The 24,071-nt window shown below is 60.9% G+C and carries 24 protein-coding genes; 16 read left to right on the plus strand and 8 right to left on the minus strand.

The genetic code is table 11. The annotated features are described in order from the left end of the window. Nucleotides 1–15 precede the first annotated feature (15 nt). The gene (locus tag FZX13_RS09760) at nucleotides 16–915 is read right to left on the minus strand and encodes an N-acetylmuramoyl-L-alanine amidase (protein WP_226409447.1); all 900 of its coding nucleotides are present in this window, start codon (nucleotides 913–915) and stop codon (nucleotides 16–18) included. 107 nt (nucleotides 916–1,022) lie between these two features. Between FZX13_RS09760 and purB the strand changes: the two genes are divergently transcribed. Continuing rightward, nucleotides 1,023–2,318 (plus strand): adenylosuccinate lyase, encoded by a 1,296-nt coding sequence (purB, locus tag FZX13_RS09765; protein ID WP_226409415.1) that lies wholly within the window; start codon nucleotides 1,023–1,025, stop codon nucleotides 2,316–2,318. Here the strand turns inward: purB and FZX13_RS09770 are convergent, their stop codons facing one another. Further along, nucleotides 2,319–3,512, minus strand: coding sequence for a polysaccharide biosynthesis/export family protein (locus FZX13_RS09770; RefSeq protein ID WP_226409416.1), 1,194 nt, complete (start codon nucleotides 3,510–3,512; stop codon nucleotides 2,319–2,321). A 70-nt stretch (nucleotides 3,513–3,582) separates the two neighbouring features. Between FZX13_RS09770 and FZX13_RS09775 the strand changes: the two genes are divergently transcribed. Genes FZX13_RS09775 through FZX13_RS09785 form a run of 3 tightly spaced genes read left to right on the plus strand, consistent with a single transcriptional unit; the run spans nucleotide 3,583 to nucleotide 6,134 of the window. Continuing rightward, nucleotides 3,583–4,521, plus strand: a complete 939-nt coding sequence (locus FZX13_RS09775; protein ID WP_226409417.1) for a GNAT family N-acyltransferase — start codon at nucleotides 3,583–3,585, stop codon at nucleotides 4,519–4,521. A gap of 39 nt (nucleotides 4,522–4,560) precedes the next feature. Further along, complete coding sequence (locus FZX13_RS09780; RefSeq protein WP_226409418.1) at nucleotides 4,561–4,851, plus strand: phosphopantetheine-binding protein; 291 nt, start codon at nucleotides 4,561–4,563, stop codon at nucleotides 4,849–4,851. A gap of 2 nt (nucleotides 4,852–4,853) precedes the next feature. After that, nucleotides 4,854–6,134 carry a beta-ketoacyl-[acyl-carrier-protein] synthase family protein gene (locus FZX13_RS09785; protein ID WP_226409419.1) on the plus strand — a complete coding sequence of 427 codons (1,281 nt, stop codon included), beginning with the start codon at nucleotides 4,854–4,856 and terminating at the stop codon, nucleotides 6,132–6,134. Here FZX13_RS09785 and FZX13_RS09790 read toward each other — a convergent pair. Together FZX13_RS09790 and FZX13_RS09795 are read right to left on the minus strand one after the other, a co-directional pair. Beyond that, nucleotides 6,085–8,103 (minus strand): capsular biosynthesis protein, encoded by a 2,019-nt coding sequence (locus tag FZX13_RS09790; protein WP_226409420.1) that lies wholly within the window; start codon nucleotides 8,101–8,103, stop codon nucleotides 6,085–6,087. The two genes, FZX13_RS09785 and FZX13_RS09790, sit on opposite strands and share 50 nt — an antisense overlap. A 40-nt stretch (nucleotides 8,104–8,143) precedes the next feature. Further along, entirely contained in the window at nucleotides 8,144–10,141 is a 1,998-nt protein-coding gene (locus tag FZX13_RS09795) for a capsular polysaccharide biosynthesis protein (protein WP_226409421.1), read from the minus strand. A 32-nt stretch (nucleotides 10,142–10,173) separates the two neighbouring features. On the opposite strand from FZX13_RS09795, the gene FZX13_RS09800 reads away from it, so the two are divergent. The 8 genes from FZX13_RS09800 to FZX13_RS09835 all read left to right on the plus strand — a co-directional run bounded on the left by FZX13_RS09800 (nucleotide 10,174) and on the right by FZX13_RS09835 (nucleotide 19,382). Further along, nucleotides 10,174–10,854 (plus strand): cytidylyltransferase domain-containing protein, encoded by a 681-nt coding sequence (locus FZX13_RS09800; protein ID WP_226409422.1) that lies wholly within the window; start codon nucleotides 10,174–10,176, stop codon nucleotides 10,852–10,854. Between the two features lie 26 nt (nucleotides 10,855–10,880). Continuing rightward, the gene (locus FZX13_RS09805; protein ID WP_226409423.1) at nucleotides 10,881–12,188 is read left to right on the plus strand and encodes a DUF6716 putative glycosyltransferase; all 1,308 of its coding nucleotides are present in this window, start codon (nucleotides 10,881–10,883) and stop codon (nucleotides 12,186–12,188) included. Next, on the plus strand, nucleotides 12,185–13,213 hold the full coding sequence (locus FZX13_RS09810) for a DUF6716 putative glycosyltransferase (RefSeq protein WP_226409424.1): 1,029 nt from the start codon (nucleotides 12,185–12,187) through the stop codon (nucleotides 13,211–13,213). The genes FZX13_RS09805 and FZX13_RS09810 overlap by 4 nt, the downstream gene beginning before the upstream one ends. Next, complete coding sequence (locus FZX13_RS09815) at nucleotides 13,210–14,529, plus strand: DUF6716 putative glycosyltransferase (RefSeq protein WP_226409425.1); 1,320 nt, start codon at nucleotides 13,210–13,212, stop codon at nucleotides 14,527–14,529. Before FZX13_RS09810 ends, FZX13_RS09815 begins: the two co-directional genes overlap by 4 nt. 38 nt (nucleotides 14,530–14,567) lie before the next feature. Further along, on the plus strand, nucleotides 14,568–16,853 hold the full coding sequence (locus FZX13_RS09820; protein WP_226409426.1) for an N-acetylneuraminate synthase family protein: 2,286 nt from the start codon (nucleotides 14,568–14,570) through the stop codon (nucleotides 16,851–16,853). Nucleotides 16,854–17,158: 305 nt separating this feature from the next. Further along, a complete protein-coding gene (locus FZX13_RS09825; RefSeq protein WP_226409427.1) occupies nucleotides 17,159–17,767 on the plus strand; it encodes a hypothetical protein in 609 nt (202 codons plus the stop codon). Between the two features lie 3 nt (nucleotides 17,768–17,770). Further along, nucleotides 17,771–18,547, plus strand: a complete 777-nt coding sequence (locus FZX13_RS09830) for a sulfotransferase family protein (protein WP_226409428.1) — start codon at nucleotides 17,771–17,773, stop codon at nucleotides 18,545–18,547. Further along, nucleotides 18,531–19,382, plus strand: coding sequence for a sulfotransferase domain-containing protein (locus FZX13_RS09835; RefSeq protein ID WP_226409429.1), 852 nt, complete (start codon nucleotides 18,531–18,533; stop codon nucleotides 19,380–19,382). The genes FZX13_RS09830 and FZX13_RS09835 overlap by 17 nt, the downstream gene beginning before the upstream one ends. Nucleotides 19,383–19,408: 26 nt before the next feature. Here FZX13_RS09835 and FZX13_RS09840 read toward each other — a convergent pair whose 3' ends face one another. Continuing rightward, nucleotides 19,409–20,095 carry an SDR family oxidoreductase gene (locus FZX13_RS09840; RefSeq protein ID WP_226409430.1) on the minus strand — a complete coding sequence of 229 codons (687 nt, stop codon included), beginning with the start codon at nucleotides 20,093–20,095 and terminating at the stop codon, nucleotides 19,409–19,411. A gap of 83 nt (nucleotides 20,096–20,178) precedes the next feature. On the opposite strand from FZX13_RS09840, the gene FZX13_RS09845 reads away from it, so the two are divergent. From FZX13_RS09845 to FZX13_RS12920, 3 genes are all read left to right on the plus strand, one after another. After that, the gene (locus FZX13_RS09845; RefSeq protein ID WP_115022464.1) at nucleotides 20,179–20,394 is read left to right on the plus strand and encodes a Nif11-like leader peptide family natural product precursor; all 216 of its coding nucleotides are present in this window, start codon (nucleotides 20,179–20,181) and stop codon (nucleotides 20,392–20,394) included. 27 nt (nucleotides 20,395–20,421) lie between these two features. Further along, nucleotides 20,422–20,958 (plus strand): PAP/fibrillin family protein, encoded by a 537-nt coding sequence (locus FZX13_RS09850; RefSeq protein WP_226409431.1) that lies wholly within the window; start codon nucleotides 20,422–20,424, stop codon nucleotides 20,956–20,958. 68 nt (nucleotides 20,959–21,026) lie between these two features. Beyond that, nucleotides 21,027–21,161, plus strand: coding sequence for a hypothetical protein (locus FZX13_RS12920; RefSeq protein ID WP_255453091.1), 135 nt, complete (start codon nucleotides 21,027–21,029; stop codon nucleotides 21,159–21,161). 10 nt (nucleotides 21,162–21,171) lie between these two features. On the opposite strand, the gene FZX13_RS09855 is transcribed toward FZX13_RS12920, so the two are convergent. Then, nucleotides 21,172–21,678 (minus strand): DUF2808 domain-containing protein, encoded by a 507-nt coding sequence (locus FZX13_RS09855; protein WP_226409432.1) that lies wholly within the window; start codon nucleotides 21,676–21,678, stop codon nucleotides 21,172–21,174. Nucleotides 21,679–21,776: 98 nt separating this feature from the next. Then, a complete protein-coding gene (locus FZX13_RS09860; RefSeq protein WP_226409433.1) occupies nucleotides 21,777–22,295 on the minus strand; it encodes a hypothetical protein in 519 nt (172 codons plus the stop codon). A 298-nt stretch (nucleotides 22,296–22,593) separates the two neighbouring features. Between FZX13_RS09860 and FZX13_RS09865 the strand changes: the two genes are divergently transcribed. Beyond that, nucleotides 22,594–22,782, plus strand: coding sequence for a hypothetical protein (locus tag FZX13_RS09865; RefSeq protein ID WP_226409434.1), 189 nt, complete (start codon nucleotides 22,594–22,596; stop codon nucleotides 22,780–22,782). A 230-nt stretch (nucleotides 22,783–23,012) separates the two neighbouring features. Here the strand turns inward: FZX13_RS09865 and FZX13_RS09870 are convergent, their stop codons facing one another. Next, on the minus strand, nucleotides 23,013–23,285 hold the full coding sequence (locus tag FZX13_RS09870) for a DUF3303 domain-containing protein (RefSeq protein WP_226409435.1): 273 nt from the start codon (nucleotides 23,283–23,285) through the stop codon (nucleotides 23,013–23,015). Nucleotides 23,286–24,071 lie beyond the last annotated feature (786 nt).

A 24,071-nucleotide genomic window follows, 5' to 3' on the forward strand; every position in this document is an offset into this window, starting at 1 on the left:
ACGCCAGAACAATCCCTATCCGCCGCGGCGTTCTCCAAGCCTGAGCGGATCAAAACTGACTGAGATACCGAATTCTTCGGCAAATTCCACCACCCGACACCAGGCCCGATCCCCATCGCTTTCGGTTCGAAGAATGCCTCGAAGAATCACCGGGGCTGAACCGCTCTGAAGCGACATCTCAAACAGCGGCCAGCCCACCTCAGCCTGAACGCCGTCCTCCCGGAAGGTCGGGCTTACATCCATGGCACCGATCAGAACCCGACGGTGGCTTGCATCCCAAGCAAAAGGCAGCTCATAGCGTTCCAGCAAGTCAGAGGCCAAGGCCCAGGAGCGACCCAAGGCATCCAACTGAACCGAAAGTTCATCACCTCGGGCCTCAATGGTCGTAGTTCCACGGAAGGCAAGCGGCTCTTGCTCAAGTCGCGCATCCGACGCCCGGAACAGCGCCTGAATTCGGTGCCTCAGCTGCTCCCCCCCAACTGTGGATCCGTTCTTGTCCAATTGCAGCAGATCCCAGTGCTCCCCCGTCCCGCCCCAGATCACCGGTCCGTAGTTGTCGTGCATCCAACGACCGTCGCGGTTGGAGGCCGCCTCGGCATGGGTCATCACCCGCTCCACCGTGATCTGATCCGCTCCCCAGCCCCAGCTGCGGGCAACGGCAGCGGCCTCAGCACAGAGGCTGTTGATCTGAGCGTCCGTGGGGGGCTGAGTCCAGGGGTCGGGCACACCTCCCATGCAGGCACAGGAGAGGGCAACGCTGTTGCGGTTGCGGCCGTAGGTGTGGGCCGGAAGGTCCACGTTGTAATCGTGCAACCGGTGCACACGGCCATCACCGCTGATGATCGAGTGATAGTGCCCAGGACGAATCCAGTCGTAGGGGGTCGCCGTCCAGTGCAGATAAAGCGTTGGTCTCATCGCCTCAGGATGGCGGTGATCCGGAGATGGCACGACGGCAAAGAGGCTCGGCCAGCCGCGCGGAGGCGGCCCCATAGATTTGTTGGGTTGTTCAACCGTGCGCGCCGGTGATTGAGCGTTACACCCTCCCTGAGATGGGAGCCGTCTGGAGTGAGCAGGCGAAATTCCAGAGCTGGCTTGATGTGGAGATCGCCGCCACCGAAGCCAACTGCAGGCTCGGCCGGGTGCCCGAGGAGGCCCTCGACACCATCAAGACCAAGGCCAGCTTTGAGGTGGAACGCATCCTCGAGATTGAAGCCGAGGTGCGCCACGACGTGATCGCCTTCCTCACCAACGTGAACGAGCACGTTGGTGATGCCGGCCGCCACATCCATGTGGGCATGACCAGCAGCGACGTGCTCGATACGGGCGTGGCCCTGCAACTCAAACGATCCGTGGCCCTGCTACGAGATGAACTCGATCGACTGGCGGAGGCTCTGCGCGAACTGGCCAGGGCCCACAAAGGCACCGAAATGATCGGCCGCTCCCATGCCATCCACGGCGAACCGATCACCTTCGGGTTCAAGGTGGCCGGCTGGCTGGCGGAAACCGAGCGCAACCGCACACGCCTGGAACGGCTTGAGCAGGATGTGGCCGTGGGCCAGGTCAGCGGCGCCATGGGCACCTATGCCAACACCGATCCCCAGGTGGAAGCGATCGCCTGCGAGATCCTCGGGCTCACCCCCGACACCGCAAGCACCCAGGTGATCTCCCGTGATCGCCATGCCGACTACGTGCAGACCCTCGCGCTGGTGGGCGCCTCCCTGGAGCGCTTCTCCACCGAGATCCGCAACCTGCAACGCACCGATGTGCTGGAAGTGGAGGAAAACTTCGCCAAGGGCCAAAAAGGCAGCTCTGCCATGCCCCACAAACGCAACCCAATCCGCAGCGAGCGAATCAGCGGTCTGGCCCGGGTGCTGCGGAGTTACACCATTGCCGCCCTGGAGAACGTGGCCCTCTGGCATGAACGCGACATCAGCCACAGCTCCACGGAGCGAATGATGCTGCCCGATTGCTCGGTCACCCTGCACTTCATGCTGCGGGAGATGACAAGCGTTGTGAAGGGTCTCGGGATCTACCCCGACAACATGCGACGCAACATGAATGTGTATGGCGGCGTGGTGTTCAGCCAGCGGGTGCTGCTCGCCCTGGTGGGCACAGGCATGAGCCGGGAGGAGGCCTACAAGGTCGTGCAGCGCAATGCCCATACGGCCTGGAACACCGCCAGCGGCGACTTCCGCGCCAACCTCGAAGCGGATGGCGATGTCACCCGCCGGCTCTCCGCAGCCGAGCTGGCCGACTGCTTCAGCACCGCATTGCACCAGGAGAACCTGGGCGTGATTTGGGAGCGATTGGGGATCTAATCAGCGCCTGGGAGAGGATGATCCAAATCCGGTCGGCAAGCCGAGAAGCCGGAAGACCGAGGCCGCATCGACAATCGGCTCGAGCGGCAACATGGCATCAGTCATCGTGTCCGTGACCTTGGTGAAGGTGTTGCGGTTCACAACCACAACATCACCATTGCGCAGTGGCGGGTTATTGGGACTACTGAGCACAGCATTGGGGTCGTAACGCAGTTGCTTGACCGTGGTGCGGCCCTGGCCATCCATGCGGATCAAGTCCACCCGCTTCACACTGCCGCGGCGGGTGACTCCACCAGACGCCAGGATGGCACCGGACAACGGAGCGTTGGAACGGATTTCAACCACTCCCGGAGAAAAGACCTCACCAATGACCTGCACATTGATCGCCGTCGGGGAAAAGTTTGAGGCAGCAGTCGTCAGCAGGTCCACATTGACTGGCGATTTCGCCTTGTGAACGCGGATGCTGTCACCGTCATAAATCAACGGGTTGGGAGCAAAACCTCCGTTTTTCAGCACAGTGAGATAGTCGAAGACATAGCTCTTGGTGGGTCCACCAGGCGTTGCGGAAGGGCGTAGAAGCTCCAAACGGGCTAAATCCCCCGTAGCGCTAATCCCCCCAGCCTTCTGAATCACATCCACCATGGTCGGCCAGCCGCCCCCGTCGCTGCCGACTCCGGTGACCTCGCCACTCGTCCCCAGGGATCCCGAACTGTTGACAGGAAGGGTGAAAACTCCCGAGCGCAGGACCTGGCCCGTCACCGTGACCCGGACCGGACGCTGCTCAACCAGGTCGAGATAGACCAGAGGTCGCCGCAGGAATTGGTTGTAGCCATCGGTGATCCGCTGACGCGCCTCCTCCAGAGTCAACCCCCACACCTCAACCGTGCCAAGGCGCGGCAGGTTGATGGTGCCGTCGCTCAACACCTGTACCTGAGCCTCATAACCCTCGATCTTGAACACCGAGGTCACCAGCCTGTCCCCAGGAGCCAGGCGGTAGCGGTAGGTCTGGGGCGGCACCCTGGGAGCGGATGGCAACGGCGGCGGCGCCTGCAGCGGCGTGGTGACCCTCGCCGGTGTTTTCAGCCAGTTGATCCGCTCTTCTGCCTTAAGGCCACCGCCAAGGAACACAGGAGCCACGAGCACAACCGCTGCAGCAACGCCTGCGGAGAGACCGGTCCTTGAGGGCACAACCATGGGTGGAACTGAAAACAGCAGCCAAGATGACGCCAATCTTCCCGCATAATGCGATTCAGGGATATGGCCCATGACGCAGACAGGACCAGCAGCGCAGGAAGACGTCTTGCTTCCTCAGGGTTGGAGCGAAACCAACCAAGCCAGCAGCCTCCTGTTCCGCCTCGACGGCCTTGAGCTGCATCTGATCCCTGGATCAAGATTTGAGGCCGTTGCCGATGCCGTCGGCACCCTGAGGGAATCCACCTACCGCCAGCAGCTCTCCGGCTCCGGCAGCACGAAAGACCTCGACGGCCGTGACGCGACCTACGACCACTTAATTCTGCTGGAGGCCGGCAGCAGTGCCCTGGCGGGCTCCGCCAGGCTGCAGTTCATTCCTCAGTTCACAGCAGCTGAGGACCTTCCCGGCAGCCAGCAGTCCTACTTGGAGCATGTCTACCCCGGCATCAAGGCGATGCTTGCGGGGCAAACCCACCATGTGGAAATTGGTCGAGTGGCGTTAGCCCAGCGCTTTCAACGCCAACCGCATTCCCTGATGGCCCTCTTCCGCGGAGGGCTCCTAATCGCGGCTCGCTCGGGGTTCAGCATCCTGCATGGATTGGTCTCTTACAACCACTTCGCCCACAGCGATGCCGTTAATACAGCCTTTCTGACTGCATTGATGCGGCCTCCGTACCGCAGGATCAGTCCGGTGCTGCCCCCTCCGCGTCACCCGATCAACGACATCCAGCCCGATGACAGCCTCCACCCGATCGGCAATGTTCAGGCCCTGGAAGTAGCGATCCGAGAAGAACACAGCGACGACTTCCGGCTGCCGGTTCTGTTGCGTCAATACTTCAATCTGATGGAAGCCAAGGTCTGTGACCTATCTCTGGCGAGGGATTTCAACCAGATCACTGAAATCCTGATGGCCGCCGACCTTTCTCAGCTACCGAAAGATCGGCTGTCTTTCTTCATCGACGTTGACCACCAACCCGTCTACCAGCAATTCAGCTGGTACCGGGGGGAGTGATAAACGAAGCGACGCTGGTACTTTGACTGGATCAAAAGGGTGCGGGTGTTGACAGAGGGAATCTCCAATAAGCAACAGCTGGAGGGACGCCTTGTCGAGATCCTGCATCGCATTTCCGGCGCAGATCCATCTGTCATCACCCGTGATGCGCGCTTGATGGAGGACATCGGAATCGACTCCTTGGGGTTCTACGAAATTTTGATCGAGGCCGACACCTGTTTCGGTATTCGCATCCAAGAGGAGCAGCTGCTGCAATTCAAGACAGTTGGTGATATTCAGAGCCATCTGGAATCCCTCGACATCGATCTGACCAGCTCCAAAACCGCCTAACCGTGGCAGTGCTGCAACAGATCTCCCAGCGTGTTTCGATCGTCGGATGGGGGTCAGTCTCACCCCTGGGCTGTGACGCAGGATCAACCTGGGATGGCGTCTTAGCAGAGCGCTCCGGCATCCGCGCCCTGACCGCAACCTGGAGCGACGATCTGCCGGTGCGCATTTCGGGCTGCGTGCCCGATGCAGCCACAGCGTCCCTGGAGCCGCTCCTGCTGCGCCGCTCCGATCGCTGCGCCCAGCTCGGACTTCTTGCCGCCAGGGAGGCCTGGGCCATGGCCACCGCAGCCATCGGAGGCATTGATCCAGCGCGCGTGGCGGTGGTGCTGGGCACCGGCATCGGCGGGCTCCACACAATGCATGAACAGCACACCCAGCTGACCGCCGGAGGACCGAGCCGGGTCAATCCCCTCACTGTGCCGATGCTGATCCCCGACGCAGCGGCCGGCCAAGTCGCAATCGACCTGGGACTGCATGGTGGTGCGCACACCCCCGTTTCGGCCTGCGCATCGGGGGCCGAGGCCATGATGCTGGCCCAGATGCTGCTCAATGATGGGCGGGCCGATCTCGTACTGGCCGGCGGCACCGAAGCACCGGTGAACCGACTGGGGCTCGTGGGCTTCTCCGCGATGCGGGCCCTTTCCTCCCGTAATGATGCCCCTGAGCAGGCCTCTCGGCCCTACAGCAAAGACCGGGACGGTTTTGTGCTCTCAGAGGGTGCCGGAGTGCTAGCGATGATGCGGGAGGAAGACACCCCGTACGGTGCTGCCCTGGGTTGGCAACTCTCCTGCGGCAGCAGCAGTGACGGCCATCACATCGTGGCACCTGAACCTCAGGGAACCCAGGCCAGCCTGGCGATCGAGGATGCCCTACGTCGGGCTGGAGTTGAGCCTGGCGATCTCTGTGCCGTCCAGGCCCATGCCACCGGCACCAGCCTTGGAGACCTCGCCGAAGCAAGGGCGCTGCGGCGCAGCCTGGGCTCTGCCGCCGATCACATCCCGGTCTTTGCACCCAAGGGGCAACTGGGGCATCTGCTTGGAGCCGCGGGAGCCGTCGAAGCAATTCTTGGATTGCAAGCGCTTCGGCAGGGAACGTTGCCCCGCAGCATCAATTCCGATCCTCTCGACCCTGAAGTGGAGCTCGCCGTGACCAGCCAAGGGCCAGTCGAGCTTTCTGGCTCAGGTGCCGAACGACTGATGCTCAAGAACGCCTTTGGCTTCGGCGGACACAACATCAGCCTTGTGCTGTCTGCTCCCGGTAGTACTGCTGAACAGCAGCGCTGAAACCCTCCCGGTCGCGGGGGTCCGCGGGCAGCTGGAGATCATCCGCCCGCCCACGGCGGCAGTAAATCGTGCCCAATGGCGCTGTCAAACGACCCAGCAACAGCTGCAGCGGTTTGTAGCGAGCGCCGACGGCGCCCTCCAATCCGTCGTAGCTAAAAAACCACGGCACCACCCGGCCGCCGTAATGCTGGGCGAGCATGAAAGCACTCGGCGACACCCGCTCCTCAATCGGCGTCACAAGCGAGCCGTTGGGGGCAATCATGATTTCGCCGTGATCCCTTAACAAGGTTGAGGCACTCATCATCCCGGCGAGGCGGGACTGGGGCTGGCGATGGTCCAGAACAGCCGAGCCTGCGTTGCGCGCGGCAGCGGCATAACCGGGCAGCACCCAGCGCAGATGCAGCTGCGCGGTGGTCAAGCCCGGCAAGCGCAGAACCCCTTGAGTCACAAGGCCATCACAGGGACTGCGGTGATTGAAGATGTGCACCAAGGGGATGTCGGCCGGTTCCGAGGGTTGGCTGTCATCCACCACCACCTGAATGCCCAGGGCCCGAAGAGCCACAGAGGACGCCAGGGTCATCAAGGCTGCTGCCCAGTCCGGTCGTCGCAGAAGCATGGCCGGAAGCTGCAAGCCGTAAAGCGTGAAACCCAGAGCGGCCCAAGCCAGCCGTGCCATGAGTCGCCCGAGCAACAGCACGGGATTACTCAGCGTCCCTGATTTCGGGATCGGAAGTCTGGGGCTGGGGGGGAGCTGACGGGCTTCCGGACCGATCGGGAACGTGGTGCGGAAGGGGAAATCTCCATCGAAATTTCCATTCACCTGCGTGGTGAGCACCAAATGGTTGTAGAAGCGATAAAACAGAGCTCGATCACTGGGCTGAGGATCACACCAGAACGCATTGAGCGGTTTCTGATCCGTTAGCCCCTCCAAGTTGTAGAAGGTGTTCCCCATCGTTTTGGTGGGCACCGCATGGAACAAAGCCTGCAGACCCACGGTGCTGTTCACCGTGATCACCCCGCGGCAAGTCCGCAGGTATCGGCTGAGGGGGCCATCGTGGATGTAATGGACCCGGCCCGAGACGCCGTGTTGCTTGGCGAGAAGCCGAATCAGAGATGCGTAGTTGTTGTAGCCCCGATCCCGAGGATGGTGCTTAAAGGCCAGATGGTCGGAAGCGTGAGCATGGCCGGCGAAAGAGCGGATGACATCTTCAATGAAGTCATGCATGCCGCGATAAGGCGACCCCATCTGAATCTGCGAATCACTCGAGACCTGCAGAACAGCAAGGAAAAAAGAGAGGTGTTCGAGCAACCGCTGCTTCACCGATCGTTCTTGCCAGCGATAAAGCCAATAACGCCAGGTGCCGCGCACCTGACACCAGAGGAACCCTGGTGAGGGCTGAAGCTTGTGCTCCCCCTCAATAATCGGGTAGCGGGTAAAGGCGTGCTGAATAAATGTCGGAGCCTTCCAAGCCTTGCGCCAGCGCCAGCCCGGATCCAGCACGATGTTTTGCGGCAGCTGGTCGCATTGGGGCAACGCCCTGTAGAAGGCTGCTGGCTGGTTGAGGTTGGAGCGAGCATTCACCCGGTCCCGTTCGAGGGTCACGTAGTTCGGGCGCAGGTAACCCAGCTCAAAGACCCAGGCCTCAATGCCGAGGTTCTGCGCCTCTTCAATCGCGATCCGGTGGGGAATGATGAAGTCGCCATACATAAAGATGTGGCGTATTCCCCGCTCTTCGATCAGCCGGCGAAGGAAGGGCCGCCACGACTCCATGCCCTTACCGTACGGCACACAGACATGGGCCGGGAAGCCGAATTCCCGCAGGGGGAACGCCACCTTGGTGACCGGAATGCCGCACCCCTGCAGGTAGCGACAGAAGCGAGCGAAGAACAGACCGATGGGGCCCATCAACAGCAGAACCGGTCCGTCGATCCGCACCTGCACTAGAGCTGGCGCCCGTCCCCTGGCCAAACTGCATCCCGCCCATGAATGAGCAAAATCCTGGCACGCCTCAACGGCGCCGGAGCCGGCCCCAGTGGCGGAACAGGGCCTGCACAAGCGTGCGCCGCTGCGGTGGAGCGGCGCGCCAGGCCACCAGTTCGTCGATGGCCTGCTCCGGCGTAATGAACCAGCCGCTGTCGCGGCTGACGTAGCGGGGATAGTCGATCAGTGCGGCATGAACCAGCTCGTCCAGCGACAAGGGCCGCTGACGGCGGCCGCAATGCTCGCGGTCGTGGGTGAGTCCCCAGCCGGCATAAAACGGCAAGCCCCAGCAATGCACCTCCAGGCCGCGCAGCAACGCCTCAAACCCCGCCAGCGATGTGAGCACGTGCAGAGCATCGATCTGAGTGAACAGCTGCTGAATCGAGCCCTGCGGCAGCACAACATCACAGAGCTCGGCGGCATCTTCCTCGCCAGCACCGGCACGGCAGAGGCCGGCCACAACATCCGGATGCGGTTTGTAGACGAGATAAGCCTCCGGCTCCGCCGCCCGCACCGCCGCCAGCAAGGCACGGTTACTGCGCAGGCCAGGGGCGCCATAGCGGATTGACGCATCGCTTTCCACCTGTCCGATCACCAGCACAACCCGGCGCTGACCAGCAGGACGAAGCCAAGGCTCGGCCTGGAGGTTGTATTTGGTGATCGCCTCCTCCACCAACCGCTGACGCAATGCTGAAGCCCTCTGCCGTTGTGCAGAGGTCCATTGCCCCGTTGCCAGGTGTGTTTCCAGATCGCTGGGTCTGGTGGCGTCGTAATAAACGCCCTGGTGATCCACCACCCAGGACACCGGATCCACCAGATCAGCCCCCAGTCCGACCGAGCGGAGAAAGCCGTCTTCCACCTGCAGCACAGGCAGCTGCCGACGCGCAGCGGCCTCGAGCAGCCGCGGCCTGGCGCGGCGACCCCAGACCACCACAGCATCAACGCCCTGCGGAATCCGCCGCCATGGAGCGCGAAACCGCAGCTGACCGCCCGCCATGAAACGACGCAAACTGCGCTGTTTCCAGGGCGTGAAGCCGAAGGCCACACATCGCCGCGCCTGTTGCCTCTGCAGGCGCCGCTGTAAACCAATCGCATCCATCAAGGTTTCGATGCTGCAGGGCTGATGCCGGTGGGGGTCGATGCAGCGGCAGGCACCTACCAGTGCGGCATGCACCAGGGCCTCCAGGCTGGCTCCCTGGCGTCGCCGGGCCGGGGCTTCACATCGGTCATGGGTCAGCCCCCATCCGGCATAGAAGGGCATGCCGAAGCAGTGAACAGGGCGCCCCCACAGCAAAGCCTCAAATCCCATCTGGGAGGTGACCACGTACACCGCCCGAGCCCCCTCGAGCAGCTGCGCGGGATGGCCACCATCCGCACTCAAGCGAACGCGGGGCTGGGCCAGATCCCGGGCATTGAAATGGCCCCGGGCGCGGCCGGAGATCACATCCGGATGCACCTTCAGCACCACCGTGCAGTCGGGATGTTCGACCAAGGCGGCCTGAAGCATCCGCTGAAAACAATTGGCATCGGCCAGTCCGAGAGCGATCGATCGATCCCCGGCGGATTGATCCACCACCAGCACATAGGGCTCCTGGGGAGCTTCCGCCTCCACGGGAGGGTTCACCTTGCTGAGCCGCTGCTCGCGCCAGAGCCTCTGCAGTGCGCGGGAACGATCGGCCTGAGCCGCGGTAATCGGCGCCGCGATTAACTGCTCCATTCGGCTGGGGGCCGTTGCATCGAAGTGCACCCCCAGCTCATCCACCAGCAGACCAAGCGGTGGGTGAGCCCGGCCCTTGGCCACGGAACGCAGCAGACCGTCCTCGAGATGCCATACCGGTAGGCCCCAACGGCGGGCGAGGTGCTCTACCCGCAACGCACTGGGCCGCCGCCCCCAGGCCAGCAGCACGTCTACATCACGGCGACGGCCCGGCACCAAACGATCCGGCGCCATCAGCTGCGGCAGTGAGCGGTGCGCAAGCATGCCCCGGGCAGGAACACCGAGCCGCAGAGCAGCAGGCCTGGTCATCGGGTAAGACAGGACGCACTGAATCCTCACCGATGGCAGTCCCCCGTGGCGCGCTGGCCTTGATCCCCGCCCGCGGTGGATCGAAGGGAATTCCGGGCAAGAACCTGCAAAAGGTGGGCGGTGTGCCTCTGGTTTGCCGCAGCATTCGTGCTGCCCAAGCCAGCCACGGCGTTGGCCGGGTGGTGGTGAGCACCGACAATGACGCCATCGCGGCAGCCGCCGAAGTCGAGGGCGCGGGTGTCATTCGGCGCCCCGCAGCCATTGCTGGCGACACGGCCAGTTCGGAATCGGCGCTGTTGCATGCTCTCGACGTCTTGGAACAGGAGGGTCCCTTGGAAACCGAGCTGGTTTTCCTGCAATGCACCTCCCCGTTCACGACTGGGGCGCAAATCGATGCGGTGCTGACTGCCTTGAGCCCAGAACGCTGCAACAGCAGCTTCGCCGTCACCCCATGGCATGGCTTCCTCTGGCGCGTCGATGGGCGGGGCATTAACCACGACCCTGAGCAACCCCGCCAACGCCGCCAAGACCTGGAACCGGCTTTTCTGGAAACGGGTGCGATCTACGCCATGCGCGTCGCCGCCTTCCGGCGCTGCGGCAGCCGCTTTTGCCGTCCGTCAATCCCGGTTGTTCTGGAGCAGATGGGGCCAGAAATCGACACGCCCGACGATCTGGCCCTATGCCGCAGCATCGCGGAACATAAAGCCGAGTAATTTTGCTCGGCAAAGTGTCGGAGTCGATGGCGCCCGCAGAATCCAAGCGCCTCCTCGGCCGCAAGGTCACAGCCGTTGCCTGCTTCGACTCCTTCGGGAAGCTGGCGATGACCATGCTGGCTGCCTGCCGGCGGGAGGGAGCTGAGACCACCCTGTTGCTGCTTCAGCTGAACAACCGGGCCCTGTCCAGGCGGCAGCGCCTCGAAATTCGGCGGATCGATCCCAAGATCCGCATTGAAAAACACAACTGGAACGATCTGCGCCAGCTCTGTGGCGCCATGGCTGGGGACGTCGATGGATTGATCTTGGGTCTGGATGGCCAGCGCAGCCGCGATGCTCTGCTGCAACTCCAGAACATTTGGGCGCATCAAGAGCAACGGCCACGCCTCATCAGCGCTTACCCGGGAATCCTGTTCCGGTTTGGTCTCGAGGGGATGATGGATCGGTCGGGCGCCGACTTGCTCTGTCTCAACAGTGCTGACGATCTGGCCCTTTATGGCCGAGGTCGCAAGGCCCTCGGCCTCGACAGCAGCAATGCCGTGGTGACGGGCCTGCCGATTCTCTGGCATACAAAACCGCGCACATCAGCCCCGGAAATCCCCTCGATCGTGTTCTTCGAACAGCCTTCGATTCCGGTGCATCCCCTACAGCGCCGGTTCCTTTGTGAGCAGATCAAAGAGCTAGCCGCAGCCTGGCCCGATCACCCCGTGATCTTCAAACCGCGAACATCGAGCATCGAGAGCACCCTGCACCGGCGCCATGGGGAGATGGCGAGTGTGATCGACAAGATGACGCGCGATCAGCCGAATCTTCGCCTCAGTTTCAAGCCCGCCACCCGACTGCTGCGCCAGTGCGGTTGCGCCATCACCGTCTCATCGACGGCCGCCATGGAATCGATGGCGATGGGGATCAGCACACGCATCGTTGGTGATCTGGGCGTAACCGAAACCCTCGGCAACCACTTCTTCGCCAGTTCGGGCGCCATTGCCAGCTTCGCTGCGATCAAGGCCAACCCCTTCGACGTCACCCATGACGCTCAATGGCTCGAGCAGCAAGGCCTGCAGCGGGACGGTGAGGATCGCTTCATCACGGCCTTAGTCGACCGACTGAACAGACCGGCCACACCCCTTGGAACCTCAAACCATGGTCCCCTGAGCTGGGGCAGCAGTGACTGGCAGAAGGCCGCCTTGCGCAACGGGGGCCGAAGGATGCTGAGCAGTGGTGGCGCCCGCTCCAGCCAGCGCAAACGGCACCGCACCCGGCGCATGCTGCGCAGCCTGCGGGACAGTGTGGTGGGGTTCGGCTGGCTATCGAAACTGCTGCGGGAACGATGACCCTTCTGCTGGTCAGCGACGGAGGGCTGGAGCGTTCCGCCTGCTTGCTGATGGCAGAGGCGCTGGAACACCAGGGTCAGCGCTGCATCACGGCTGGGCCAAAACTTCATGGACACCAGCCCCTGGCCACACCTGCACAGCAGCTGAACATCGATCTGCAGCATCTGCCCGCACACCCTCTGTTGGATCAGGTCTCAGCCATTGGCTTGTTCCTGAAGAAGCCAGAGCAGGTTCAGCACTTCATCGAGACCTATCAAGGCCTCTGTAACGCGCGCGGTCGGCGCGCGGCGAAGCTATTCAGCGGCCCCCTCGTGCCGTTGGTGGGCGATGCCCTGATCCGCGATCTCACGCTGCGCATGGGCTGTGATCTTTTTCTGGTGAGCGGCGAACACCAGCGCCGTCAACTTCGATCACTCACCTTCAACTGGCCCTCCAGCCTGCCGACGCCGCCCGTGATCAGCACGGGCTTCTGGTTTCCCCAGACCACACCCTGCGCTCCAGCCCAGCAGCCCCTGCTGCTCGCATTGATCCAAGAGAGGATCCCCACCCACATTGGAGCCCGCGATCAACTGCTGCGCCAACTCAACACCTGGGCGCGGCAACGGCCGAAATGGACCGTGATCTTGCAACGCGACCACAGCTGGAGCTCGACGACGGCGCTCATGCCAGGCGACGCACCCCTCGCCGAGAACTTGGTGGAAGCCTCACCAGGCCAGCTACTGCCACTGCTGGGATCCTGCACCGCCTGCCTGACGGTGAGTTCCCCTTGGAGCCTGGCAGCGATGGATTGGGGCCGCATCCCAATCATCGTGGGCGACTACGGCATCCATGATGAACAGAACACGACGGGCTTCTTCGGCTGCGGTGCCATGCATCGCCTGCGCAGCATCCCCAACCTCGATGCCGTGAACGCGCTGCCAACGGCGAACCGAACCTGGCTCGATGGCATGGGCGCTGACATCAAAGACGGACCGAAGCGCCTGATCGAAGCCCTGAGCGAGCTTGCTGGCCGGGACGTGAGATGACAGCGACACCGACCCGGCCCACGCTCAACGTGCTGTTGATCGCTGACAGTGACAGCCAACTGCTGGCCTGCGATGCCCTCTGCGGCGCTCCGACCGCGCTGAACGTGCACTGGACCCTCAACGTGATTCCACGGGATGGAACACCCCAGGGGTTGTTGCAACGCCTGGGTCAGCACGTGACCCTGCGCCATCAAGGCCTGGCTCGGCTGCTGAGCGATCAGCGTCTGCAGAGCTTTGATGCCATCGGCGTGTTCTTGACGGGGAGCAAGCTCAATGACATCCGTCTTGCCCTGCAACGGCATCCCAAACGCCCCTTGCTGTTCTGTGGTTTCAACGGCGTGGTGCTGGACCACTTCATCGAAGGGGTGAGCTGGCGGCTTGGCTACGACCTGATCTGCCTCAGCGGACCGCGTGATCAGGAGGCCCTGGCCCAGCTGGTGGAGGGGACCCCATTTACACATCAGCGCACCGTGCTCACCGGTCTGCGGCGCAACGCCCCCAGCTCAGACCTGGTTCCTGTCGCCCAGCGTCCGCGGCGCCTGGTGTTTGCCGAGCAAGTGATCATGCCCGCATCGCCCCCCGAACGGGCCCGGCTGGTGCGTCTGCTCAGCGATCTTGCCATCCGTTCGCCCAACTGGGAGGTGCTGATCAAACCCCGAATCGCGCCGGGGGACGCCACCTTTCATGACGTCGAAACCCACATCAGCACGACCCTGCAGCAGACCCTGGGGGTGCCTCCCGCCAATTTGCGGCTGGACTATCGCCCGCTGCCGGTGTTGCTGAAGCAAGCCAGGCTGCTGGCCACCCTTTCCTCGACAGCTTTTTTCGACGCCCTCGACTTCGGCTGCCGGACGATTGCCATTAGCGATCTGGGCCTGCAACCGGACTACGGAGGCCACGTTTATGCGGGCAGCGGGGTGTGGCGCTCCCTGGAAGCCATCCCCAACCTGGATGCCCTTGATGCCGAAGGGCCATCCCCAGATCCGCGCTGGCTGGAGTGGATGGGCTACGGGCAGCAATTCAGCCCGTCCGCCCTGCTCCAGGCCCTGCAGGAGCAGAAAGGCCAGCCACCGCAATCCCTCCCCAGCACGATCGGCTACCCGGGCAATGCCCAGTCCAGCTTCAACCAACTGCGGTTGGGAGCGGAAGCCGCCATCGCCACTGGCGACTGGAGCAGTGCTCAGGAGCTGCTGTGCCAGGCGGCCCTGATGCGCCCGCTCCACCGCGGCGTCGCCCGTCGATATTGGGCTGTCCGCCAGCCCAACGCACTGCTCCGGCAGATCGCACTAGTGATCTCTTACAGAGATCTGAAGTAAGTTCGACGACTGACTCAACCCAGGTGGCCGACAGAACGGTGAGAGGCATCCTGATTGAGCGAAATTTCACCCAGTTTGTTGTCTTCGCGGAAGACAGCATCCTGTCGGCGCTGAGCAAGATCACGGCCAACCAGTCACGCCTGATTTTTGTTGTCTCGGAAAGCGGCATCCTCCAAGGTGTGCTCACGGATGGCGACTTCCGACGCTGGATTGCTGGTTGCGGAGAGATCGACCTGAACCGGCCGGTCACCGCCGCCATGAACGCCAACTGCCGCTCGGCTGCAGAGGGCACCAGCGCAGGTGATCTGAGCGCATTACTCAACTCACGCATCATCGCGCTGCCCCTGCTGGACAGCCATGGCCGCATTGTCGCGGTGGCCCGACGTGCCACCGATGGGCTCCAAATTGGCTCCCATCGCATCGGCGATGCCGCCCCTTGCTTCCTGATCGCCGAAATCGGCAACAACCACAACGGCGATCTCGACACCGCTCTCCAACTCATCGATGCAGCCCACACAGCGGGAGCGGACTGCGCCAAGTTCCAGATGCGGGACATGAGTCGGCTGTACCGCAATGCGGGCGACAGCAACGACATGGCCTCGGATCTGGGCACCCAATACACCCTGGATCTGCTGGAGCGGTTTCAGCTCAGCGACGATGAGCTGTTCCGCTGCTTTGATCACGCCGCCAGCAAGGGGCTGGTACCCCTCTGCACCCCATGGGATGAAACCAGTCTCGACAAGCTCAACCGCTGGGGGATGGAAGGCTTCAAGGTGGCGTCGGCAGATTTCACCAACCACGCCCTGCTCTCCAGCCTTGCGGCCACAGGCAAGCCCCTGATCTGCTCCACCGGCATGGCCTCCGAGGTGGAGATCCGCTCCGGCATCCGTCATCTCCAAAATGAGGGAGCCGGGTACGTGCTGCTCCACTGCAATTCCACCTATCCGACCCCGTTCAAGGACGTCAACCTGCGCTATCTCGAGCGTTTGCGTGACCTGGCCGAGGCTCCCGTGGGCTATTCCGGCCATGAGCGGGGCATCGAAGTGCCCATTGCCGCCGCCGCCCTTGGCGCCGTGGTGATTGAGAAACACATCACCCTCGATCGCTCCATGGAAGGCAACGATCACAAGGTGAGCCTGCTGCCCGATGAATTCGCCCAGATGATCCACGGCATCCGCCGGGTGGAGGAATCGATGGGCAGCAGCGGCGAACGCAGCATCAGCCAGGGCGAAATGATGAACCGCGAGGTACTCGCCAAGAGCCTGGTCGCGACCTGCGACATCCCCGCCGGTATGGAGATCACCGAATCGATGGTCGGCATCCAAAGCCCGGGGCAGGGGCTGCAGCCCAACCGTCTGGAGGATCTGATTGGGAAGACGTTGCCGGTGAGCAAAACCTCCGGGGACTTCTTCTTCCCCTCAGACCTCGAGACCCCCGCCGCTGCCCCGCGCGCGTACCGCTTCCAACATCACTTCGGTGTTCCGGTCAGGTATCACGATATTGAGAGTTTTTCCGCCACCAGCAATCTCGACCTCGTTGAAATCCACCTCAGCTACAAGGACCTCGAGGTCAACCTTGATCAGGTGCTGCCAACACAACAACAGCTCGGCCTGGTGGTGCACGCCCCTGAACTCTTTGCAGGCGATCACACCCTCGACCTCTGCAGCGCTGATCACGACTATCGGCGTCACTCGATTGAGGAACTCCAGCGCGTGGTCGACATTTCCCGTGACCTGCGCCGTCGCTTCGACTGCCCCGATCCCGTCCTTCTGGTGACCAACGTTGGTGGTTTCTCAGAGCACCACCATCTCGAGCGCACTGAGTTGCAACCGCTACGGCAACGGCTGATTGACAGCCTTCAGCAGATCAACACAGCTGGCGAAGTGGAGATCATTCCCCAGACCATGCCTCCTTTCCCCTGGCACTTCGGTGGGCAGCGCTATCACAACCTGTTTGTCGACACCGACTTCATCCAAGAGTTCTGTCAAGAAACGGGCATGCGCGTCTGCCTGGATGTGTCCCACTCCAAGCTCGCCTGCACCCACCTCAATGCCTCCTTCAGCACCTTCCTCAAGGCGATCCTTCCCTTTACTGCGCACATGCACCTGGCCGATGCGAAAGGCGTCGATGGTGAAGGCTTACAGATCCACGATGGTGAAATCGACTGGGTCCAGTTGTTTGCCCTAATGGACCAGTTCGCCCCCAAGGCAAGCTTCATTCCCGAAATCTGGCAGGGCCACAAAAACAACGGCGAAGGCGCCTGGCTCGCGCTCGAACGTCTGGAAGGCTGTATTGAGTCCAGCCCGCAACGGCAGGTCGCGTGATTCAGCTCAAACCGAGCCGGATTGTTCTGCATTGCGGGCTGCACAAAACCGGCAGCACTTACATCCAGCGGAACCTTCAGACCAACCGCGAGCTGCTACTGGAGCATGGGGTGCTGTATCTCGGACCCAAGACCTTCAAAAAGCGTTGCTCCGAGTTATGGCGTCACCTGCAATGGGGCCGTTGGGATCGCAAAACGTCCAAAAGCCTGACGTCACAGACCAGAACCACTCTGCTTGAGCTGGCAGGGGACCATCCGGAATCGATCCACACCATTGTTCTGTCTTTCGAGGCCATTTTTGGCACCTTGCGCAGCGGTCTTGCGGAGCCCCCGCGCAGAAAACCTCGAAATAAGGAAAACAAGACGGGCTTGTATCGCTATGCCAAGTCGCGCACCAAACGCTTGATGATCGGGTTGGAAGACAGTCTTGAAGAGCGTTCTATCTCGTGGAGCATCCTGTTTGCCAGCAGAACCCATGAAGCGTTTATCCGCTCATGCCATACCCAGCTGCTCAAGGAAGGGCGACTCAATCCCGAAGCAAGTCACTTCGACACGTTCCGACGAACAGCTGATTTCTCTTACACCGACCCCAACCACCTGGAGCAGACCCTCTCAAAGCTGGGTGGGAAACGCGACCTTAATTTCGTGAGTATCAACTATGAACAAGCCAGCGATCCTCATGAGCCCAAGACCTTTTTGTGGAATGTGCTGAAGCTGGCCCTGCCCGAGCAAGCCGACCGGCTCAGACAGCAGCTGGAAGCGAACACGGACAACGTCAACCTGAACAGAACCACCAATCCAGGGCTGAACGAACGGGGGGTTGAACTGGCCATCCAGGCGCGACCGCTGTTCAGCCGCAGCGAATGGAAGCTATTTCGCAAATTCCTCGAAAAAAATTTCGCCAAAGTCCGTTAATCCATGGCACAACCGCATCACTTCATCCGGATGAAACGCCACAACCTTCTCTATGGGCGGGTTCCAAAGGCGGCAAATTCCTCGATCAAAGCGGCCCTATGCCGCTTGCTCAGCGAAAGGCCTCCCAAAGGCACCAAAACGACCTCTGACAAGTTCTGGCAGCACGAAACCAATCAGGAAACGGAGCTGATCACCCTGCGCCGTGCGCGCAAGTACCGGCGCAGCCATTTCAGCTTCAGCTTCGTGCGCAACCCGTTCGACCGACTGATCGCGGCTTACAACAACAAAGTGATCGAAATCGATGAGCCACCTCTGCCGATGCAGAACATGGGAATCACCCATGGCATGTCGTTTGACGCTTTTCTCGATGTCTTAATCGAGACACCGTTCAAGCACTATGACGTTCACGTTTTGCCCCAGAACCAATTGCTTTGCATCGGTAATCAGATCGTGCCGAAGTTTGTGGGACGCGTTGAACAGATCAACGAACACTGGTCTGAACTGCGCGACATCCTGGCCCGGCGTGGGATCGATGTGATGGAATCTTTACCTCAGAAAAATGTGCGACGGAGTGATCGCGGCGGCCTGCAGAGTTACTTCAACAGCGATGCTCTAATCGAAAAAACAATGCAAATTTACGGGGACGATGTGCGCCTTTTTTACAATGATGTGTCTGTGGATCAATTGATCAAAAATTCCCCCCTGCCGACGATCAATCCCTTGCGCAGTACGGGATTGAAGCTGTCGAACTGGCTCCGGACCCATGGCTTCGGGCGCTGATCGGAGAGGTTGGCTGGAGTCCTGGCTTTGCAGGCGTCAGATCAATCGCAGCCTGCAGGGACGGCACGACCACATAGCGGCGGTCTACCGCTCTCAATTGCCCTCGTTCATCATTATTGGAGCGGCCAAATCAGCCACCACAAGTCTGGCCACGGCGCTGCGACGCCATCCCCAGATTCAGATCAGTAAGTCGATGGAGCCGAAATTCTTCGGCCGGCACTATCTGCGGGGCTGGGAGTGGTACGCGAATCAGTTTGCGGCGGATCCTCGGCGGCCCCTGCGGGGTGAAGCCAGCACGATGTACACCTCGTCCTATGGCTCCTACGCCAGAACACCGGAGCTAATCCACCACCACCTCGGCCCCATTCCGCTGATCTACCTGGTTCGCCATCCCCTGCGAAGGATTGAATCCCACTGGCGGCACTGGCGCGGACGCATCAAGGACTGCCCGTCATTTGATCAACTCCTCCGCTCGCCTCGCCTGAGGCAACGCGTTGTGGAGGCCTCGCTCTATCACCAGCAATGGCAGCGCTACCGACGCTGGTTTCCGCAGCAGTCGATGCTGAGCGTCACCACCGAAGAACTCAGCGCGCACCCTCAAACCAGCCTGCGACGCATCCTGAGCTTCATTGGCGCAACCCAGGATTGCTCCAGTCTGCTGGAAAAGGGCGAACTGCCGTTGATGAATCCGGCGGGGTCCAAAGGACGACGCGAGGTTGCTGCCCCCCGCTGGAACGACGAGCTCAAACAGCAGACGATTGCCTTGATTCGCCCCGACAGCGAACAGTTCCTGGCCAGCACAGGCCGGCCCAGCAGCACATGGGAGTGGGACTAAAGCAATCCACTGAATCAATCCTCAGATCAACAGAGCTGATCCAGCCACTGGCCCAGCGGCTGCTGAGGCTGGGCAGGCGAGCTGGTGATTTCGAGGATGCGACCACAGGCACGCGGCTGCTCCAGAACATCTAGGCACACCTGGGCCACGAGGCGCCGAGGAATGCTGTTGCTCTGCTGTTGATCCGCCTCCGTCACCAGCACGCCCTCCGTGGTACTGCGGCTGTCGTCTTCGCTGAGGCCTCCAGGCCGGATCACGGTCCAATCCAAACCGCTCCGCTCGAGGCAGCGCTCACCAACCCGCTTCCAAATCAGGATCAAGCCAAACAGGTTGAGGGGATGCAGCCAACGGCCGGCACAGAGGGAACTGACCAGCACAACACGCTGCAAACCCAAGGAGCTGCAGGCCTGCAGCTGGGCCTGCACCCCCCAGGCATCCACCTGCAAGGGGCCCGCCAGGTTGATCGAAGGGCGAGCACCGGTGGCGATCACCAACTCCGTACAGCCCTGCAGCGCATGGAGCAGCGCTTCCGCCGTGTCCAGCTCCAGCCGACGCACATCAAGGCGCCCCTCCTGCTCGGCTTGGGCAAGGGCAGGGGGCAGCACGGAAGCGGGCCGAACGATGGCTCTGACCGATCGCCCCCGGTTGAGTGCCTCGTCGACAACCCGCCATCCGGTTTTGCCAGAGGCGCCTGACACCGCCAGTTGAGTCATCCCATCAAAACTCGTCTCCGCACCAGTCAACAGACCAGCGTCAAGACCAGACCGGTCAGAATCAGCTCGAAAGACCTAGCCGCATGAGTACGGACCAACTCCGGCAATTTTTTGCTCACATCTCCAGGGATCCATCCCTTAAGAAGCAGGTACTGCAGGCCGTGAGTGCCGATGCTGCCGCCCAAATTGCCCAAAAGCTGGGCTACGAAGTCTCTGGCGATGAACTGCTGCGGTTTTCCGGCAAGAGCGCGTCGGGCGTCAGCGTCACCAAGATTCAGCACCCCGGCGAATACCACTAGAACAGCTGCAGCAGTTCAAGCCATCCCGTGGGGCATCACCGCGACCAACTGGTGCGCCTGCTGCAGGAGAGACCCAGCGATCCAGGCCTCCAGAGGCTGATCAACCAAGTGGAACAGGAGGATCCCGCCGACCTCACAACCTCAGCGAGCTTGCTGCGGGGGGTCTGGGAATTGCGCTGGAGCAGTTCCAAACAACCCTGGCTGAAACAGACCGCCGGGCTGGAGAACCTGCAGGCTCTGGATCCAGAGCAGGGGCGCGGCTGCAATCTGCTGCGGCTTCGCGCCCCCTTCGGCGCACTCGGCGGCATCAATCTGCAAGCCGAGCTGCAAATCGCCGACAGCAAGAGGGTCGAGGTGCGCTTTCGACGGGGAGGCTGGATGGGACCATTCCTGCCGAACCGGCAACAGTTGAGCCTGATGCGACAGGTTCAGCAGAGCACTCCGGCCTGGCTCGACATCACCGTGCTGGATCAAAAGCTGCGGATCTGCCGCGGTAACGCAGGAACAACATTCGCGCTGCTGAGGCGCAACGACTTGAACCTGAGTGAACTCTTGGGCGTATGAGGAGTCGCAAACAAGGCTGGAATTTGCCAACCAACTGAGCCAGAACCGAAGGGCTTGAATTCGTCCTGATGGCACGCCTTCTTCAGATTCTGCAGGGATCCAGCAACAGTGCCGATCTGGCGGCATGGACTGCCGTGATCTTTGCCTCGATCACCGCACTTGTGATCTGGGGTCTTTTCAATGCTTACCCCAACATGCTTTAGGCGGTACCAACTAGCGAAATGGGTCCTGCTCGTAAACAGTCGAACGCAAGGTGGGGCCTACATAACGGACGGGATCCTCACCATCTGCCAGGAGTTCCGTGGACCATTGATAAATACTGGAGTCGGGATTAAAGCCACGGAACACAACATTCACAGTCTGCCCCGGCTGAACCACCGGAGTGAGTTGGATGTTCAAAACCCCTTCCGAATCTGAGACCACAGCAGAGGCCAAACCGGTTGCTCCTTTCCCGCGAAGTGAGTAGTCGCCAAAATAAACCCGAGGTTCTGAGCGTCCCCAGTCCCACTGATCAATGTTGGGCAACTGACGTAAAATAATCGATCTCAAAGCATTGCCTGCATCCTCAGGAACTACAACAGTGATTGTGGTGCGATTGCGCAATCCTTCTGTGGCTTCAGGGTTATGAATCGTGACCCGCGTTGGGGGTAGATCAAACAACGATTGCGCGAGCGAAGGCGCCTCCATCAACAGCATCGGAGCCAGTAAAAGCATCGCCATCCACTGTTGCTTCACCCGATTGACCCGACGAATGAAACAAGATTAGCCAGGTTGATCAGGTCAACATTGCAGGCCGAAGTGTCAGCCATCGACCGGCTTCAGCAATGCCTGGCCAACAAGGATTCGACCATGCCGGTGTGGCCTTGAAGGGCATAGGCCTCCACTTCACGGCGACGCTGCATGGGCCCCAGCGACTGGGTCACCTGCAGCACATGGTCGACCGTGGACGGGTCGAGATGGTGGGCAAAAAATTTGTCGACCTGAGCAGGGCTGAAGCCACCCTGCGCCTCCAACATCAAGCTGATGGTGGACGAGGACGGCGTGTCCAAACCAGCCAGACAATCCTGAACCACATGGATGGCCTCATGGGTCAGCACATCCAACTGAAGCCCTGGCTCATCGCGCAGCCCCTGCGACAAACACAGTCGGTTCACGCCCATGTTGTAGGCAGCTCGTTCTGCTCCGGGGCCACAACGATCAAGGCGATCAATTACAACACCAAGCCGCTGAAGCCGATCGATCAAATGATCCGTCCGCGCTGAAAGCGAAACCGCATGGGCAGGAGCGCCCCAGGCAACCAGCAACGCAATGGGGAGCAGCAGACGGGAACCCAGCAAGCGAGACGCATCAGACGCACACTGAGCCTAGGTCTGCGCTCAAGCAGGCTTCCAGTCAAATCACCACCCAAGAGCCGCCTGAATTGCCATGCAGACCTATGGTTCTGAGGTGAGAGGGAGACCTCTTCGGGCGTGGTTGCTTGATTTGGTGGGTGGTGTCACGACCTACCGCCTCTCTCACACCTCATTGAACTAGTGGCGATCCACACCACAACAGGATGAAAGTGAGTATTGATGCTCTGGAACACCACCATCAATCCGTCATAAGAATCGAATCATCAGCCCAGAGGAGGCTGCAATGTTCGAGGTACTCAAGGGTCACACTGGCAGCTGCCAGCGCAGAACTTGCCTGAAGTGGGAGATCAACGGCGAACTATCAGCCCTCGATCGCCAGAACTTGATGCAGCTGTTGTGTCAGGTGGACAAGCAAGCCTGTATCGACGATGTCGGCATTAATCCGGAGGCAGGCATTGAGAGCAGTTGTTGAGCCTTGGCTCTCAACTTGCATTTGGCTGTCCGTCGATGCGCCATGCAGAGGCAGCTCATAAATCCAACTGAACACTTGAGCCACAACTGAGGAGGCAATGGAATGGACTCAGGCCAAGCCTCAGTGTTCGTTGAATGCGTCAACCGGTCCGAGGGGGCCGGTTTTTGTGCGACTAGAGCTTGAGGAGAGAACCCCCCGCATGTACGAGGGGCGGCCTTCCACGCCGATGATCAGCTGTATGCCTTGGCGATCAGGGGGCCCGCCTGCTCGTCTGCCAGCACGGGGGTGACGTCCCAATCGAGGCACTCTGCCCACTCCGCAGCGTGCTCATAACAAGCATCAGCGTTGTCAGACTCCACCAGAATCCACCCCTCTACGGAGCCAGGCGCATGAAAACGCTTCCATGACTTGCACTCGGGAAAGGGCGCACCCGTCTCCAGGAACTTCTTGGCAGCAATTTCGTGGTAGCCGGTCTTGAACGACCAGTGCATCAAAAAAGTCATTGAAATGGTTGAAGCCGACGAAGATTCCCACACATCCGAAATCTTGTCTGCAAGTCAAATCACGTCACCACAGGGGTAGTGAACAGCGCCGCCAGCCAAACATCACAGCCCGGTTGCTCCGGCAGGGGATTCATGCCCACGTCCGTGCGTGGCAAGGCAAAGAGTCTGGAGACATCAATCGGCGGATCGCTGCACAGACGAAGCTTGATCGGTGGGCATCGGCATCATGCCGTTCTGTTGTAAGTGGAGTGCCACGAAACCTGGTCCCCATACGACCCCCGCTGCAAACAGCCATGACCAAAAGGGAGATTTCACGAGAAGGTCTTGCAAAGCTGCTTTTTGAACTCAGCGAGGCTGTTCTACGGATTGAAATTCAAGGCCTGATTACGTCCTGATTAAGAAAAGCGGCCTGTTGGGTACCTAAGACTCAATTGACTGAATTGGAGGGATGACAAGAGAACACAGGGGCATCAAGGGGCAGGGTTACGACGCGATCAACTCAAGCCAAAACAATGCGGTTAGCGCGGTGGCGCCAACTGCCAACGCGAACCATTGGTCTTTCAGGGTGCGAACCACGGTGCCTGAGCTGCTGCCCCAATAAACCAAGCTTTCAGAAATGAGCCAGCCCCACCACCCACTGCTGAACCATCAGCCGTAGCCATTCATTCTTGTTCGACACTGAAGGCTCTACCCCACTCAAACCAAACATCAACGACTCTCTGATCCAAATTCGAGATCAACAACGATCAAACCAGCCAAGAGACCCAACAAGACAGCCTCTAACCT

Origin of the sequence: Synechococcus sp. MU1625, from assembly GCF_020514205.1 — a bacterium.
Lineage (GTDB): Bacteria > Cyanobacteriota > Cyanobacteriia > PCC-6307 > Cyanobiaceae > Parasynechococcus.